This window comes from Azoarcus sp. TTM-91 (genome assembly GCF_012911025.1).
Lineage (GTDB): Bacteria > Pseudomonadota > Gammaproteobacteria > Burkholderiales > Rhodocyclaceae > Azoarcus.
Map to the genome: position 1 here is coordinate 17,351 of NZ_WUEI01000007.1, position 16,259 is coordinate 33,609.

Consider the following 16,259-nt stretch of genomic DNA (forward strand, 5'->3'; position numbering starts at 1 on the left):
CAAGGCGCGGCCCGATGCCGGCCGCGCCAAGCCATCGGCATATGCAGAAACCCTGCAAGGCCGACTCATCCCCGGCCCGCCGGCGAACCGTCGGAAACGGGCCGCATACAGGCTCCCCCGACACCATGCACACCCTGCTCGCCCTTGCCCGACAGATCGACCGGATCAGCCGGCTGATCGGGAAATCCCTCATCTGGCTGATCCTGTTCGCAACCCTCATCAGCGCACTCAACGCCATCGCGCGCAAAGCCTTCAACGTCGGCTCCAACGCTTTCCTTGAAATCCAGTGGTATCTCTTCGCCGCCGTCTTCCTACTCGGCGCCGGCCACACTTTCCTCGAAAACGCCCACGTCCGCATCGACGTGCTGTCGCACTTCTGGTCCAAGAAAATGCGCATGTGGGTGGATATCGGCGGCATCGTGCTTTTCGTCCTGCCGATGTGCTATTTCATGGCCACCTTTGCCTGGCCCATCGTAGCCGGCGCCTATGCCTCCGGCGAGATGTCATCCAACGCAGGCGGCCTCATCCGCTGGCCGGCCTACGTGCTGGTCCCGCTGGGCTTCGGCCTGCTGGCGCTGCAAGCGCTGTCCGAACTGATCAAGCGCTTCGCCTTCCTCACCGGCCACGGGCCGGACCCGCTGGCTGGAGGCGACCAGGATGACGGCGGCGGCCACGCGCTTCCCAAGACCGTGCCCACCGCCGGTGAAGGAGCGCAGCCGTGATCGAATTCTTCAGCGCCAACCTGGCCCCGATCATGTTCGGGACCACCCTGCTCTTCCTGCTCTCCGGCTTCCCCGTCGCCTTCTCGCTGGCCGCCTGCGGGCTGGTGTTCGGCTTCGTCGGCATCGAACTCGGCCTGCTGCCCTCCTCTCTGTTCCAGGCCCTGCCGCTGCGGGTGTTCGGCATCATGCAGAACGAAACCCTGTTGGCCATTCCCTTCTTCACGCTGATGGGGCTGATCCTGGAGCGCAGCGGCATGGCGGAGGATCTGCTCGACACGGTGGGACAGGTTTTCGGCCCGGTGCGTGGCGGCCTCGCCTTCGCAGTGCTGTTCGTCGGCACGCTGCTGGCGGCCACCACCGGCGTCGTGGCGGCGGCGGTGATCTCGATGGGGCTGATCTCGCTGCCGATCATGATGCGCTACGGCTACAGCAGTGCCTTCGCCAGCGGCGCCATCGCGGCGGCCGGCTCGCTGGCCCAGGCGGTGCCGCCCTCGCTGGTGCTCATCGTGGTTGCCGACCAACTCGGCCGCAGCGTCGGCGACATGTATCGCGGCGCCTTCCTGCCAGCCTTCATCCTGATCGGCCTGTACGCCCTCTACATCGCAGCGCTGGCGCTGTTCCGTCCGGCCATAGTGCCTGCGCTGCCGCCGGAGGCGCGCACCTTCCGCGAGCCTGACGGCAGCTCGGGCATGCGCTCGCTGCTGGTATTCACCCTGTTGGTCACCGCCGTCTCGGTGGCCTTCGGCATTTATTACCCGGAGGTGGCGAGTTGGATACGCGGCCACGCGGTGGATCCGCCGCGGGACGAAACCATCGTCGTGGCACTGACGCTGGGCACCATCTTGGCGATGATCCTGGCCGGGGTGAACCGCCTGCTCGGTCTGGGCCTGCTCTCCCGCATGACCGAGCGCCTGACCTTCGTGCTGGTGCCGCCGCTGACGCTGATCTTCCTGGTGCTGGGCACCATCTTCCTCGGCATCGCCACGCCCACCGAGGGCGGCGCAATGGGCGCGGTCGGCGCGCTGCTGATGGCGGCGCTGCGCCGCCGGCTGGACTGGAAGACGCTGCGCCAGGCGCTGGAGTCAACCACCCGTTTGTCATGCTTCGTACTGCTCATCCTGGTGGGCTCCACCATCTTCAGCTTCACCTTCACCGCGGTGGAGGGCAATCACTGGGTGGAGCACCTGTTCGACAAGCTGCCCGGCGGCGAGATGGGCTTCCTGCTCTTCGTCATGGTGGTGGTGTTCATCCTCGGCTGCTTCCTCGATTTCTTCGAGATCGCCTTCATCCTGATCCCGCTGCTGGCGCCGGTGGCGGACAAGATGGGCATAGACCTGATCTGGTTCGGCATCCTGATCGCGATGAACCTGCAGACCTCCTTCCTCACCCCGCCCTTCGGTTTCGCACTGTTCTACCTGCGCAGCGTGGCGCCAACCAACAGCTTCATCGACCGGGTGACCGGCAAGCGGATAGAAGGGATCAAGACGATACAGATCTACCGCGGCGTAATCCCCTTCATCATCCTGCAGCTCGTCGTCGTCGGCCTGCTGCTGGCTTACCCCGGCATGGTCACCAGCAGCTTCGACAGCGGCGGCGATGTGGACGTGAAGGACATCCGCATCGAAGCACCGACTGGCGGTGGCGGTTGGGGTGACAATGAAGGCGGCGCCTGGGGTACACCAAATCAATAAGGGGCGATGACACCCCCGCGGGCTGAAGCCGCCCGCGGGGGAACCCTTTGCGGCAAAGCGACTCCGTGAGAGCGACGCAGGTTACCATCGGGCCATCATGTCGCTTCTTGCCATCATCCTGCTGCCCTTCCTCGGCAGCCTCTGCGCCGCCTTCATGCCTGCCAACGCCCGCAATGCGGAAGCCTGGCTGGCGGGCACCGCTGCACTCGCGACCACCCTGCTGGTCGCCAGCCTGTATGGAGACATCCAGAGCGAAGGCGTGCTGCGCGCCTCGGTGCCCTGGGCCCCCTCGCTGGGACTGGAGTTCTCGCTGCGCATGGACGGCTTCGCCTGGCTGTTCGCGTTGCTGGTGGCCGCCATGGGCACGCTGGTGGTGCTGTATGCGCGCTACTACATGTCGCCGGAAGACCCGGTGCCGCGCTTCTTCTCCTTCTTCCTCGCCTTCATGGGGGCGATGCTGGGCGTGGTGCTGTCCGGCAACCTGATCCAGCTGGCGATGTTCTGGGAGCTCACCAGCCTCGCCTCCTTCATGCTGATCGCCTACTGGAACCACCGGGTGGACGCCCGCCGCGGCGCCCGCATGGCGCTCACGGTGACCGCCACCGGCGGCCTGGCCCTGCTGGCGGGCATGCTGATCCTCGGCCACGTCGCCGGCAGCTACGACCTGGACGTGGTGCTGCAGGCCGGCGACAAGATCCGCGCCCACGCCTGGTATCCGGCGGCGCTGGCGCTGGTGGTGCTGGGCGCGCTGACTAAGAGCGCCCAGTTCCCCTTCCACTTCTGGCTGCCGCACGCAATGGCGGCGCCCACGCCGGTTTCCGCCTATCTGCACTCGGCCACCATGGTGAAGGCCGGCGTATTCCTGCTCGCCCGCCTGTGGCCGGTGCTGGCCGGCACCGACGCCTGGTTCTGGATCGTCGGCGGCGCCGGCCTGCTGTCGCTGGTGGTGGGCGCCTACCTGGCGCTGTTCCAGCGCGACATGAAAGGCGTGCTCGCCTACTCCACCATCAGCCACCTCGGCCTCATCACCCTGCTGCTGGGCATGAACAGCCCGCTGGCGCTGGTGGCGGCGGTGTTCCACATCATCAACCACGCCACCTTCAAGGCCTCGCTGTTCATGGCCGCCGGCATCGTCGACCACGAAACCGGCACCCGCGACATGACCCGCCTCTCCGGCCTCTACCGGGCGATGCCGATCACCGCCACGCTGGCGCTGGTAGCCGCTGCCTCCATGGCCGGCGTGCCGCTGCTGAACGGCTTCCTGTCCAAGGAGATGTTCTTCGCCGAGACGGTGTTCATCGCCCGCCCGGACTTCCAGCGCGTCGGCCTGCCGATGGCCGCCACCCTGGCCGGCATCTTCAGCGTCGCCTACTCGCTGCGCTTCATCCACTGCGTGTTCTTCGGCCGCCCGGCGCAGGAGCTGCCGCGCGCGCCGCACGAGCCGCCGGGGTGGATGCTGGTGCCCAGCGCGCTGCTGGTGTTCGCCTGCCTGCTGGTAGGCATGTTCCCCGCCCACACCATAGGCCCCTTCCTCGCCGTCGCCACCCACTCCCTGCTCGGTGCCAGTACGCCGGAATACAGCCTGGCGATCTGGCACGGCTTCAACCTGCCGCTGATGATGAGCCTGGCCGCGCTGGCCGGCGGCATCGTGCTCTACCAGCTGCTGCGCCGCCGTGCCGACAGCGTGCCGCTGCTGGAGCCACTGGACGGCAAGCGCGCGTTCGACTTCGTGCAGACGGCCCTGAGCACCGGCTCCGAACGCCTGATGCGCCTCCTGGTTTCCCGCCGCCTGCAGGTGCAGCTGCTGCTGATCGTGGTCTTCGCCCTGGCCGCGGTGCTGCTGCCGCTGACCGCCGACCGCGCCGGCTGGACCCTCGCCAGGCCCAGCCTGCCCGACCCCGCCTTCGCCCTGCTGTGGCTGGTGGGCGGCGCCTGCGCGCTGGGCACTGCCTACAAGGCCAAGCGCCACCGCCTGGCGGCGCTGGTCCTGTCCGGCGGCACCGGCCTGGCCACCTGCCTCACCTTCGCCTGGTTCTCCGCGCCCGACCTGGCGCTGACCCAGCTGACGGTGGAAGTGGTCACCGTGGTGCTGCTGCTGCTCGGCCTGCGCTGGCTGCCCCGGCGCAACGACGCCAGCGCGCCCGACATTCCCACCTCCACCCGGCTGCGCCGCTGGCGCGACCGCAGCATCGCGCTGCTGGCCGGCGGCGGCCTCGGCAGCCTGGCCTACATCATGCTCACCCGGCCGGCCGGCGAGGGCATCTCGCCCTTCTTCCTGGAGCAGGCGCTGCCGCTGGGCGGCGGGCTCAACGTGGTGAACGTGATCCTGGTGGACTTCCGCGGCTTCGACACCCTGGGCGAGATCACCGTGCTCGGCATCGTCGCCCTCACCGTGTATGCGCTGCTGCGCCGCTTCCGCCCGGCGCCGGAGAGCATGGAGCTGACCCAGCAGCAGCAGGAACACAGCACGCCGCCGCCGGATACCGACGCGGTGCTGCCGCCCGGACCGATGGCGGTGCCGGCGGTGCTGGTGCGCCTGCTGATGCCGCTGGCGCTACTGGTATCGCTGTACTTCCTGCTGCGCGGCCACAACGCGCCCGGCGGCGGCTTCGTCGGCGGGCTGGTGCTGGCGACCACGGTGATCCTGCAGTACATCGTCGGTGGCACCGTGTGGGTGGAATCCCGCAGCCGGCTGCATCCGCCGCACTGGATCGCGCTCGGCCTGCTGGCGGCCGCCGCCGCCGGCTGCGGCGCCTGGCTGGCCTCGCTGCCCTTCCTCACCAGCCTGGCGTGGCATGGCAGCCTGCCGCTGGTGGGCGAGCTGCACATTTCCACCGTGCTGCTGTTCGACATCGGCGTGTACATGCTGGTCGTCGGCGCCACCGTGCTGATGCTGGTGGCGCTGGCCCACCAGTCGCTGCGCGCCCATCATCGCAAGCCGGCGCGCGCCGGCGAGGAGTGAGCAATGGAACTCGTCTATGCAATGGCGATAGGCATCGTGACCGGCTCCGGCGTGTGGCTGCTGCTGCGGCCGCGCACCTTCCAGGTCATCATGGGGCTGGCCCTGCTGTCCTACGCAGTCAACCTTTTCATCTTCGCGATGGGCCGGCTGAACATGAACCAGGCGCCTGTGCTGGACCCGACCCGCGTGATCGATGTCGCCCAGTACGCCGATCCGGTGCCGCAGGCGCTGGTACTCACCGCCATCGTCATCGGCTTCGCCACCACCGCGCTGTTCCTGGTGGTGCTGCTGGCCTCGCGCGGCTTCGCCGGCACCGACCATGTGGATGGCAGCGAGGGCGAGCACCGATGACGCAGCGCCCGCCCTTCCCCGTTCTCCCCGCTGATGGAGCCGGCCTATGAGTGGCTGGACCGCCCATCTGCCCGTCCTGCCGGTGGTGCTGCCGCTGATCGCCGGCGCCGCCATCGTGCTCATCGACGACGGCAAGCGACCGCTGCGCGCGCTGCTGGCGGTGCTCGCCACCCTGGCGCAACTGGGCGTGGCGCTGTGGCTGGCCGGCATCGCCGGCGGGCTGCTGCACTCGCCCTGGGGCAGCGAGATCGGCGTCTATGCCGCCGGCAACTGGGCCGCGCCCTTCGGCATCGTGCTGGTGGTGGACCGGCTCTCCGCCCTGCTGCTGGTGCTCACCGCCGCGCTGGGGCTGATGACGCTGCTGTACTCGCTGGCGCGCTGGGACCGCGCCGGGGTGAACTTCCTGCCGCTGTTCCAGTTCCTGCTGATGGGCTTGAATGGCGCCTTCCTCACCGGCGACCTGTTCAATCTCTTCGTCTTCTTCGAGGTGCTGCTGGCCGCCTCCTACGGCCTGCTGCTGCACGGCTCCGGCGCGGCGCGGGTGCGCGCGGGGCTGCACTACATCGCGGTGAACCTGGTCGCCTCGCTGCTCTTCCTGCTCGGCGCCGCGCTGATCTACGGCGTCACCGGCACGCTGAACCTGGCGGACATCGCCCGCAAGCTGCCGGCCCTCACCGGCGCCGACCGCAGCCTGTTCGACATCGGCGCGGTGCTGCTGGGCATCGTCTTCCTGGTGAAGGCCGCCGCCTGGCCGCTGAACTTCTGGCTGACGCCGGCCTACTCCTCCGCCGCCGCGCCGGTGGCCGGCGTGTTCGCGCTGATGACCAAGGTGGGCGTGTATGCGCTGCTGCGCATGGGCACGCTGTTCGAGCCCGGCGGCCGGCCGCCGCTGTTCGGCGGCGACTGGCTGTTCTACGGCGGCCTCGCCACCATCGCCACCGGCGCCGCCGGCATGCTGGCGGCGCAGCAGCTGGGGCGGCTGGCGGGCCACGCGGTCATCGTCTCCTCCGGCACCCTGCTCGCCGCCATCGGCCTGCTGGGCAACCAGTACACGCCTTCGATGCTGCTCTACCTGTGCAGTTCGGTGCTGGCCACCGGCGCCTTCTTCATGCTGATCGAGATGGTGGAACGCAACCGCAGCTATGGCGCCGATCTGCTGGCGGTCAGTTTCGAAGCCTTCGGCCTGGCCGACCCGGACGATCCGACCGGCCCGGATGACGTGGTCGGCATCGCCATTCCGGCGGCGATGGCCTTCCTGGGGCTGAGCTTCGTCATGTGCGCGCTGCTGATCACCGGGCTGCCGCCGCTGTCCGGCTTCGTCGCCAAGTTCGGCCTGATCGCCGCCGCGCTGGAAGGCGCTGCCGGCCTCACGCCGGTAGGTTCATGGGTGTTGATCGCGGCCCTGCTGCTGTCCGGCCTGGCCGGGCTGATCGCGCTGACGCGCAATGGCATCCGGGTGTTCTGGAGCAACGCCCGCAGCACGCCGCGGCTGCAGGTGGCCGAGGCCGGCCCGGTGGCGGCGCTGCTGCTGCTGTGCGTGGCGCTGGCGGCCCTTGCCGGGCCGGCGATGGATTACCTGCAGGGCACGGCAGCCACGCTGCACGCGCCCGAGCGCTACATCAACGCGGTGCTGCAGGCCGAAGGAGTGGGCCGATGAGACGATTGACCGGCCGCATCCTGCTGCCGCTGGCCCTGCTGGTCGCCTGGCTGCTGCTGAACGACACCCTGAGCTTCGGCCAGGTGCTGCTGGGCGCCCTGTTCGCCATGCTGATCTCGCTGGCAATACGCCAGTTGCGCCCGCTGGCGGCGCAACCCCACCGGCTGCACCTGCTGTTCGGCCTGCTGTGGCATGTGCTGCTCGACATCATCCGCTCCAACATCGCGGTGGCGGCGGTCATCCTCGGCGCCAACCGGCAGCAGCCCAACGTCGGCTTCATCACCATTCCACTGGACATGCGCGATCCCCACGGCCTGGCGATGCTGGCCGTGATCCTGACGGCGACGCCGGGCACGGTGTGGACGGACCTCTCGCCCGACACCAACAAACTCACCCTGCATGTGCTCGACCTGAAGGACGAAGCGGGCTGGATACGCCTGATCAAGGACCGCTACGAGCGCCCCCTGATGGAGATCTTCGAATGAACGCAATCCTCGACTGGGCGATCCATTTCGCCACGCTGTGCTTCGCGCTGGCCATGGTGTTCGGCACCGTGCGCCTGATCATCGGCCCCACCGCGCCGGACCGGGTGCTGGCGCTGGACGCGGTGTATATCAACGGCATGCTGGGCGCGCTGGTGCTGGGCATACGCTTCGGCACCACGGTGTATTTCGACATCGCGCTGCTGATCGGCCTGTTCGGCTTCGTCGGCGCCACCGCGATGGCGAAGTTCCTGCTGCGCGGCGAGGTGATCGAACCATGAACGGCACCGAACTTTCGCCCTGGATCGCGCTGCCGGCGGCGGCGCTGCTGATCACCGGCGGTCTGCTCGGCCTGCTGGGCGCGCTCGGCCTGCTTCGCCTGTCCGGCTTCTACGCCCGCATCCACGCACCCACGCTGGGCAACACCCTGGGCGCCGGCTGCGTGCTGATCGCCTCCATCCTGGTGTCATCCGCCATCGCCGAGCGGCCGGTGGTGCACGAGGTGCTGATCACCCTGTGCGTGATCCTCAGTTCGCCGGTCACCGCGATGCTGCTGATGCGGGCCGCGATCTATCGCGATCGCTGAACGCCGCCGGCGGCCAGCGCAAGCGGCACCCGTCAGCGCCCGCCCTGCAGCTGCTTCAGCAGATCCGAGGAGGGTCCCTCCTGCTCCTGCGCCGGTGCGGTTTCGGCCGGCGGCCCTTCACCCTGCCCAGGGGCCTGCAGCTCCAGTTGCAGCGGCGGCACCTCCCCGGCTGCCCGGCCGTGGTCGTAGGACACCAGCCCAGGGAAGGCGATGATGAGCGCCACCATCACCAGCTGGATGCAGACGAAGGGCACCGCGCCCCAGTAGATCTGCGAGGTCTTCACCTGCGGCGGCGCCACCGAGCGCAGGTAGAACAGGGCGAAACCGAAGGGCGGGTGCATGAAGGAGGTCTGCATGTTCACCGCGATCAGCACGCCGAACCACACCAGGTCTATCCCCAGCTTGTCCGCCACCGGCGCCAGCAGCGGCACGATGATGAAGGCCAGCTCGAAGAAATCGAGGAAGAAGGCGAGCACGAACACCAGGATGTTCACCACGATCAGGAAGCCCAGCTCGCCGCCGGGCAGCGCGGTCAGCAGGTGCTCCACCCACAGGTCGCCATTCACGCCGCGGAAGGTCAGGCCGAACACGGTGGAGCCGATGAGGATGAAGACGACAAAGCAGGACAGCTTGGTGGTCGTGTCCATCGCCTGCCGCAGCAGCAGGAAGGACAAGCGCCCGCGCGCCACCGCCATCGCCAGCGCGCCCACCGCGCCCATCGCGCCGCCCTCGGTCGGCGTCGCCACGCCGATGAAGATGGTGCCCAGCACCAGGAAGATCAGCCCCAGCGGCGGAATCAGCACGAAAGTCACCCGCTCCGCCATCTGCGACAGCAGGCCCAGCCTGAACAGCCGGTTGCCGAGGGCAAGCACGAAGGCCGCGCCGATGGCCACCAGCGCGGCGACCACCACCACTTCGTCCCGCGCCTGCGTCTCGCCGTACCAGCGCGCGAACAGCCACGCCGCCGCCAGCGCGATCAGCGCCAGCGCCGCCAGCGAGCGCAGGCCGCTGCCGCCGTCCGCCTCGCGGATGGTGCGGGCATGGGCGGGCATCGCCGGCGCGTGGACCGGCCGCAGCACAGTGATGATGAAGACATAGAGCATGTACATGCCGGTGAGCACCAGCCCGGGCAGCAACGCGCCCTGGTACATGTCGCCCACCGAGCGGCCGAGCTGGTCCGCCAGCACGATGAGCACCAGCGAGGGCGGAATGATCTGCGCCAGCGTGCCGGATGCGGCGATGACGCCGGAGGCCAGCCGGTTGTCGTAGCCGTAGCGCATCATGATGGGCAGCGAGATCAGCCCCATCGAGATCACCGAGGCGGCGACCACGCCGGTGGTGGCCGCCAGCAAGGCGCCGACGAAGATCACCGCGTAGGCCAGACCGCCACGTATCGGCCCGAACAGCTGGCCTATGGTGTCCAGCAGATCCTCCGCCATGCCGCTGCGCTCCAGGATCAGCCCCATGAAGGTGAAGAAGGGGATGGCGAGCAGGGTGTCGTTGGCCATGATGCCGAAGATGCGCTCCGGCAGCGCCTGGAACAGGGCCGGGCTGAGCAGGCCGAGCTCGATGCCGACAAGGCCGAACAGGATGCCGTTGGCCGCCAGCGCGAAAGCCACCGGAAAGCCGAACAGCAGGAAGAAGACCAGCGCCGCGAACATCAGCGGCGCCATGTTGGCGATCAGGAAAGCGCTCATCGCGTCGCCTCCTGCGCCTTGATCGCTGCCGCCAACTCTTCCTCCGCGCTCGGTCCGCGCCGCTTCTCCAGCGGATTCGGCCCCTGCCCGGCCAGGAAGGCGATGCGCTTGATCAGCTCGGAGAGCGCCTGCAGCACCAGGAAGGACAGGCCCACCGGCAACAGCAGCTTCACCGGCCAGCGCACCAGCCCGCCCGGGTTGGAGGACATCTCGCCCGAGTGTATGGACAGCATCACGATGGGCCAGGACAGCCACAGGATGAGGCAGGCCATCGGCAGCATGAAGAGCAGGATGCCGATGATGTCCACCAGGTTCTGCCCGCGTGGCGTCAGCCGGCCGACGAAGATGTCGATGCGCACATGCTCGTTGCGCAGGAAGGTATAGCCCGCCGCCAGCATGAAGATAGCGGCGAAGAGGTACCACTGGATCTCGAGGAAGGCGTTGGAACTGGTGTGAAAGAGCTTGCGCACCAGGGCGTTGCCGGCGCTGACCAGCACCGCGACCAGCACCAGCCACATCACACCCTGTCCCAGCCACTCGTTGATACGATCGATGGCCCGCGATAGTCTCAGCAAGATCGACACGAGAGGCTCCTTTGGAGGGGACAGCCGTCCGCACACCGTGGCAGCGTCGCGTCTTGTACCGGCCTGCGCCATGGCCACCACGGTGGCGGGATTATTTCAATGGCCCAAGGTGCCGAACAGCTAGGGTATCCACCTACCGATGAACAGTGTTTTTTCTCCCCGCAACCCGCGCCACTGCAGGGTTTGCCTCGTCCGCCACGGCGAAACGCCATGGAATACCGAGCGCCGCCTGCAAGGCCACATCGACATTCCGCTCAATGACAAAGGCCTCGCCCAGGCCGCCGCCGCCGCACGCAGCCTCGCCGGCCAGCCCTTCGCCGCGATCTACAGCAGCGACCTGGAACGCGCCCGCCGCACCGCCGCCGCGGTGGCGGATGCCCAGGGCGTCGCCATCCAGAACGATCCCCGCCTGCGCGAGCGCCATTACGGCGTGTTCCAGGGCCTGACCTACGACGAAGCCGCCGCCCGGCACCCGGAGGCCTATCGCAGCTTCAAGGAGCGCGACCCGGAGTTCGCCTTTCCCGAAGGCGGCGAAAGCCTGCTGGTGTTCTCCCGCCGCATCGGCGAGGCGCTGGACGAAATCGCCCGCCGCCACCCCGGCGAGCAAGTGCTGGTGGTGACCCACGGCGGCGTGCTCGATATCGCCCACCGTCTCGCCACCGGCAAACCGCTGCAGGCGGCGCGCGATTTCGCCATTCCCAACGCCGCGCTGAACTGGATAGAACACGACGGCGACGGCTGGCGCCTGCTCGCCTGGGCGGTGCAGGACCACCTCGACGGCGCCCTGGACGAACTCCCAACCTCCTGATCGTGCCCCCGCAGGGCTGCGGCCGCGACGGCGCCGGCAGGACAAGAGATGAAACCGACAACGTTAAATTGACGGCTTTTTTACGCAGCGCCTCGCGGGCGCTGCGCTATCGTTAGCCGCATGCCCGCCCCGCCGACGATGCCTTTCCAGCAATGAGCCGGTCCGCCCCCACCCCGCGCAGGCGCGCCCGCGCCTGGGGTGTCGCCCTGCTCGCCAGCCTGGCCACCGTACTGGCCGCAGCGCCCCTGCGCCACCTGCTGGACCCGGCGAATATCGCCATGCTCTTCCTCATCGTCGTTTTCTTCGTCGCCCTGCGCCTGGGCCGCGGCCCGGCGGTACTCACCGCCTGCGCCAACGTGGTGCTGCTCGACTACGTCATCGTGCCGCCCCACTTCGGCTTCATCCCCACCGATGTGCAGTACGTCGTCACCCTGGTGGTGATGCTCACCGTCGGCCTGGTCACCGCCCAGCTCGCCGACGGCCTGCGCCGCCAGGCAACCCACTCGGCGCTTCAGGAACGCGAAACCCGCTCACTCTACGAACTCGCCCGCGAGTTGGCCGGGAGCTCCAACGTGGAACAGGTGCATGCGGCGCTGGCGGCTTACTCGGCCCGTCATGGCCGCCGGGTGACGCTGCACCTCGGTAGCCGGGAGCCGGCGCCGGAGGGTAACCGGGCCTATCCGCTGGAGGCGGGCGATACCGCCCTGGGCACGCTGTACGTGGCGGACAGCAAGGGGGACGAGAACAGCCCCTGGGAGGAAAGCGAACGCAACGCCGAGAACGTGCGCCTGCAGGCAGTGGCGTCGCTGCTCGCCACCGCGCTGGAACGGGTGCACTACGTGCAGCTGGCACAGAACAGCCAGGTGGAGATTGCCGCCGAGCGCCTGCGCAACTCGGTGCTCGCCGCCGTTTCCCATGACCTGCGCACGCCGATGACGGTATTGATCGGGCTGGCCGACAGCCTGCAGCTCTCCCGCGAACCGTTGCCCCCCGCGGCAGCGGAAACCTCGCTGGCACTGCTGCGCCAGGCCCGCGCCATCGGCAGCCTGCTGAACAATGTGCTCGACATGGCGCGGCTGCATTCCGGCAAGACCCGCTTGCGGCGCGAATGGCAATTGTTCGACGACGTCATCGCCGCCAGCCTGCGCCTGCTCAAGCCGCAACTGGCCGAGCGTCCGGTGAAGGTCCGCCTGCAGCCCGATCTGCCGCTGGTGGAGCTGGACGCGGTGCTGATGGAACGGGTGGTGTGCAACCTGATCGACAATGCCGCCAAGTATTCACCCGCCGGCGCGCCCATCGAGATCGGCACCTATGTGGATGAGGCCGGCGGCCGCGCCTGCATCGAGGTGTGCGACCACGGGCCCGGCTTCCCCCCCGGCAAGCTGGCGCGGATGTTCGAACTGTTCGAGCGCGGCAACCCGGAGTCCTCGGTGCCCGGCATGGGCCTGGGGCTGGCGATCTGCCAGCGCATCGTTGCCGCCCACGGCGGCGAGATCGAGGTGCGCAACCGCCCCGAAGGCGGCGCCTGCGTCAAGCTCTGGCTGCCGCTCGGCAACCCGCCGGCCATCGGCGAAGAGTGATGGGCGCCGGAGTAGAATCGAACGCCATGGACGTGACCGTGCTCGTCGTCGAGGATGAACCGCAGATCCGCCGCCTGGTGCGCAACGCACTGGAGGGCGAGGGCTACCGGGTGTTTACCGCGGCCACCGGCGAGCGCAGCCTGATCGAAGCCGGCACCCGCAAGGCCGACCTCATCGTACTCGACCTCGGCCTGCCGGACATGGACGGCATGGAGGTGCTGCGCCACCTGCGCAGCTGGAGCCATGTGCCGGTGCTCATCCTGTCCGCCCGCGGCGAGGAAGATGACAAGGTGCGCGCGCTGGACGAAGGCGCCGACGACTACCTCGCCAAGCCCTTCGGCGTTGCCGAACTGCTGGCGCGGGTGCGGGCGCTGGTGCGCCGCCACGTGCGCCACGAGGACAACTCCGGCCGCCTCGCCTTCGGCAACGTGGAAGTCGACTTCGTGCGCCGCACCGTCACCCGTGGCGGAGAAGCCCTGCATCTCACCAAGATCGAGTACCGCCTGCTCACGGTACTGGCCGGCAATGCCGGCAAGGTGCTCACCCATCGCCACCTGATGCGCGAGGTGTGGGGCCCCGCCTATGCGGACAGCAACCATTACCTGCGCATTTACGTCGGCCGCCTGCGCCAGAAGCTGGAGGCCGACCCCGCCCAGCCAGTGCACTTCCTCACCGAAACCGGCGTCGGCTACCGCTTCCAGCCCTGAGTCCGCAAGCGCCCCTCGCGCCCGGTGGCGGCAAACCAGCACGCTCGGCTTCCGCGCCGCCCGCACGCCCTCCGGAGCGCACTGAAGGCCCTGGAATCCTCCCGCTGCCGAGGCCGAGGCCGAGGCCGAAAGAAAGGCTTTCCGCGAGTAGCCGCCCGCCTCTCCACTCTCTCCGCATTTACGCTTTTTTTGCATCGCAGCATCGACTGTTTACCGGAATTAGCCATCGCAATCCCTAAGCTGGACTCATCCCCCATCCAGGAGTGAGTCATGGCCTTGAAGATAGATCCGGTGCAGTGCACCAGTTGCGGCATGTGCGAATCCGTCTGCCCGACCAGTTCCATCGCCGAGCGGAAAGGCGTGTATCGCATCGATGCCGACGGCTGTACCGAGTGCGACGGCGGTGATCCGGAGTGCATGGACAACTGCCCGGTCGACGGCTGTATTTCCTACGCCTGAGGGCCGCCACCATGCACAGCGTCGTCTGCATCAAGCAGGTACCCGACAGCGCCCAGATCCGGGTGCATCCGGTCACCAACACCATCATGCGGCAGGGCGTGCCCGCCATCATCAACCCCTACGACCTCTTCGCCCTGGAAGAGGCGCTGCGGCTGAAGGACAAGCACGGCGGCCGGGTCACCGTGATCACCATGGGCCCGCCACAGGCCGAAGCCGCGCTGCGCAAGGCGCTGTCCTACGGTGCCGACGAGATCATCCTCGTCACCGACAAGGCTTTCGCCGGCGCCGACACGCTGGCGACCAGCTTCGCCCTGGCCTCGGCCATCCGCAAGATCGACGAAACCCATCCGGTCACCCTGGTGTTCACCGGCAAGCAGACCATAGACGGCGACACCGCCCAGGTCGGCCCCGGCATTGCCAAGCGCATGGAACTGCAGCTGCTCACCTATGTGTCCCGCATCAACGAACTGGATGGGGCCAGCGGCACGATCACGGTGGAACGCCGCGCCGAAGGCGGCGTGCAGCTGCTCAAGACCGCCCTGCCCTGCCTGGTGACCATGCTGGAAGGCACCAACGAGATGCGCCGCGGCAGCCTGCCCGACCAGCTGCGCGCGGCGCGTCACGAGCTGACGCGCTGGGACCGCGTGGCCGCCGGCATCGAGGACGTCACCAAGATCGGCCTGAAGGGCTCGCCTACGGTGGTGAACAAGGTCTTCACCCCCAGCCCGCGCGCCGAGAAGGCGGAAATGGTGACGGTGGACAGCGGCCGACCGGCCGACCTCGCCGTCGAACTCATCGCCCGCCTGGGCCAGCGCTTCCCGGTGGTGGAAGCGGAACTCGCCCGCCGCGCCGGCTAAGGAGACGAACATGAGCAACGACGCACCCGTGAAGAAGAAGCGCAAATTCGAACTCGACCCGCGGCTGGCCGCCTACAAGGGCGTGTGGGTCTTCATCGAACACGAACGCGGCCAGGTCCATCCGGTGTCCTGGGAGTTGCTGGGCGAAGGCCGCAAGCTGGCCGACATGCTGGGCGTGGAGCTGGCCGGCGTGGTGCTCGCCGCCCCCGGCGACGATGGCCAGCGCTTCTGCCACGACGCCTTCGCCTACGGCGCCGACCTCTGCTACCTGATGGAAAGCCCGGTGCTGAAGGACTACCGCAACGACCCCTACACCCGCGGCATGACCGAGCTGGTCAACACCTACCAGCCGGAAGTGCTGCTGCTGGGCGCCACCACCCAGGGCCGCGACCTCGCCGGCTCGGTGGCCACCACCCTGCTCACCGGCCTCACCGCCGACTGCACCAGCCTCACCATAGACCTGGAAAACCGCAGCCTCGCCGCCACCCGCCCGACCTTCGGCGGCAGCCTGCTGTGCACCATCGTGACGCTGAACTACCGGCCGCAGATGGCCACGGTGCGGCCGCGGGTGATGGCGATGCCGGAGCGCCAGGAAGGTCGCGGCGCACTGATCAACGCGCGCATCGTGGAGCACCCGCTGGCGATGGCCGAGGAATCCATCATCACCAAGGTGCTGGACTATATCCCCGACGACAGCCGCGACAAGCCGCAGCTGCCCTTCGCCGACATCATCGTCTCCGGCGGCAAGGGCCTCGCCAAACAGGAGAACTTCCAGCTGGTGTGGGACCTGGCCCGGGTGCTGGGAGCCGAAGTGGGCGCCTCCCGCCCGGTGGTGCAGGCCGGCTGGGCCGAGCTGGACCGCCAGGTCGGCCAGTCCGGCAAGACGGTGCGGCCCAAGCTCTACATTGCCGCCGGCATCTCCGGCGCCATCCAGCACCGCGTCGGCATGGAAGGCGCGGACTGCATCATCGCCATCAACAACGACCCCAACGCGCCCATCTTCGACTTCGCCCACTACGGCATCGTCGGCGACGCGCTGCAGATCCTGCCGGCGCTCACCGAGGCCTTCCGGCAGAAGCTCGCCACCACCCGCCGCGCAGGCTGAAGGAGCCGCAT

At 68.4% G+C, this 16,259-nt stretch carries 16 protein-coding genes; 14 read left to right on the plus strand and 2 right to left on the minus strand.

The window, feature by feature from the left end; all coding sequences use genetic code 11:
* Positions 1 to 125 precede the first annotated feature (125 nt).
* The 8 genes from GRF61_RS03680 (at position 126) to mnhG (ending at position 8,451) form a co-directional block, all read left to right on the plus strand.
* Positions 126 to 722, plus strand: coding sequence for a TRAP transporter small permease subunit (locus tag GRF61_RS03680; protein WP_169149365.1), 597 nt, complete (start codon positions 126 to 128; stop codon positions 720 to 722).
* A complete protein-coding gene (locus tag GRF61_RS03685; protein WP_169149366.1) occupies positions 719 to 2,413 on the plus strand; it encodes a TRAP transporter large permease subunit in 1,695 nt (564 codons plus the stop codon). The genes GRF61_RS03680 and GRF61_RS03685 overlap by 4 nt, the downstream gene beginning before the upstream one ends.
* 97 nt (positions 2,414 to 2,510) lie before the next feature.
* A complete protein-coding gene (locus GRF61_RS03690) occupies positions 2,511 to 5,375 on the plus strand; it encodes a monovalent cation/H+ antiporter subunit A (RefSeq protein WP_169149367.1) in 2,865 nt (954 codons plus the stop codon).
* A 3-nt stretch (positions 5,376 to 5,378) separates the two neighbouring features.
* The gene (locus GRF61_RS03695) at positions 5,379 to 5,726 is read left to right on the plus strand and encodes a Na+/H+ antiporter subunit C (protein ID WP_169149368.1); all 348 of its coding nucleotides are present in this window, start codon (positions 5,379 to 5,381) and stop codon (positions 5,724 to 5,726) included.
* 46 nt (positions 5,727 to 5,772) lie between these two features.
* Complete coding sequence (locus GRF61_RS03700; protein WP_169149369.1) at positions 5,773 to 7,383, plus strand: monovalent cation/H+ antiporter subunit D; 1,611 nt, start codon at positions 5,773 to 5,775, stop codon at positions 7,381 to 7,383.
* A complete protein-coding gene (locus tag GRF61_RS03705; RefSeq protein ID WP_169149370.1) occupies positions 7,380 to 7,868 on the plus strand; it encodes a Na+/H+ antiporter subunit E in 489 nt (162 codons plus the stop codon). Before GRF61_RS03700 ends, GRF61_RS03705 begins: the two co-directional genes overlap by 4 nt.
* A complete protein-coding gene (locus tag GRF61_RS03710; RefSeq protein ID WP_169149371.1) occupies positions 7,865 to 8,146 on the plus strand; it encodes a K+/H+ antiporter subunit F in 282 nt (93 codons plus the stop codon). Before GRF61_RS03705 ends, GRF61_RS03710 begins: the two co-directional genes overlap by 4 nt.
* Positions 8,143 to 8,451, plus strand: a complete 309-nt coding sequence (gene mnhG / locus GRF61_RS03715; protein ID WP_169149372.1) for a monovalent cation/H(+) antiporter subunit G — start codon at positions 8,143 to 8,145, stop codon at positions 8,449 to 8,451. Before GRF61_RS03710 ends, mnhG begins: the two co-directional genes overlap by 4 nt.
* Positions 8,452 to 8,483: 32 nt before the next feature.
* Here the strand turns inward: mnhG and GRF61_RS03720 are convergent, their stop codons facing one another.
* Both GRF61_RS03720 and GRF61_RS03725 read right to left on the minus strand, forming a co-directional pair.
* A complete protein-coding gene (locus GRF61_RS03720; protein WP_169149373.1) occupies positions 8,484 to 10,148 on the minus strand; it encodes a TRAP transporter large permease subunit in 1,665 nt (554 codons plus the stop codon).
* Complete coding sequence (locus GRF61_RS03725) at positions 10,145 to 10,732, minus strand: TRAP transporter small permease subunit (protein ID WP_169149374.1); 588 nt, start codon at positions 10,730 to 10,732, stop codon at positions 10,145 to 10,147. The genes GRF61_RS03720 and GRF61_RS03725 overlap by 4 nt, the downstream gene beginning before the upstream one ends.
* 139 nt (positions 10,733 to 10,871) lie before the next feature.
* Between GRF61_RS03725 and GRF61_RS03730 the strand changes: the two genes are divergently transcribed.
* The 6 genes from GRF61_RS03730 to GRF61_RS03755 all read left to right on the plus strand — a co-directional run bounded on the left by GRF61_RS03730 (position 10,872) and on the right by GRF61_RS03755 (position 16,248).
* Complete coding sequence (locus GRF61_RS03730) at positions 10,872 to 11,540, plus strand: histidine phosphatase family protein (RefSeq protein WP_169149375.1); 669 nt, start codon at positions 10,872 to 10,874, stop codon at positions 11,538 to 11,540.
* A 152-nt stretch (positions 11,541 to 11,692) separates the two neighbouring features.
* Positions 11,693 to 13,120: an ATP-binding protein gene (locus GRF61_RS03735; protein WP_169149376.1), complete on the plus strand. Its 1,428-nt coding sequence runs from the start codon at positions 11,693 to 11,695 to the stop codon at positions 13,118 to 13,120.
* Between the two features lie 26 nt (positions 13,121 to 13,146).
* Positions 13,147 to 13,827, plus strand: a complete 681-nt coding sequence (gene kdpE, locus GRF61_RS03740) for a two-component system response regulator KdpE (protein WP_169149377.1) — start codon at positions 13,147 to 13,149, stop codon at positions 13,825 to 13,827.
* A gap of 270 nt (positions 13,828 to 14,097) precedes the next feature.
* Positions 14,098 to 14,286, plus strand: a complete 189-nt coding sequence (locus GRF61_RS03745) for a 4Fe-4S binding protein (RefSeq protein ID WP_169149378.1) — start codon at positions 14,098 to 14,100, stop codon at positions 14,284 to 14,286.
* An 11-nt stretch (positions 14,287 to 14,297) separates the two neighbouring features.
* Positions 14,298 to 15,143, plus strand: coding sequence for an electron transfer flavoprotein subunit beta/FixA family protein (locus tag GRF61_RS03750; RefSeq protein WP_169149379.1), 846 nt, complete (start codon positions 14,298 to 14,300; stop codon positions 15,141 to 15,143).
* A gap of 10 nt (positions 15,144 to 15,153) precedes the next feature.
* Entirely contained in the window at positions 15,154 to 16,248 is a 1,095-nt protein-coding gene (locus GRF61_RS03755; RefSeq protein WP_169149380.1) for an electron transfer flavoprotein subunit alpha/FixB family protein, read from the plus strand.
* Positions 16,249 to 16,259 lie beyond the last annotated feature (11 nt).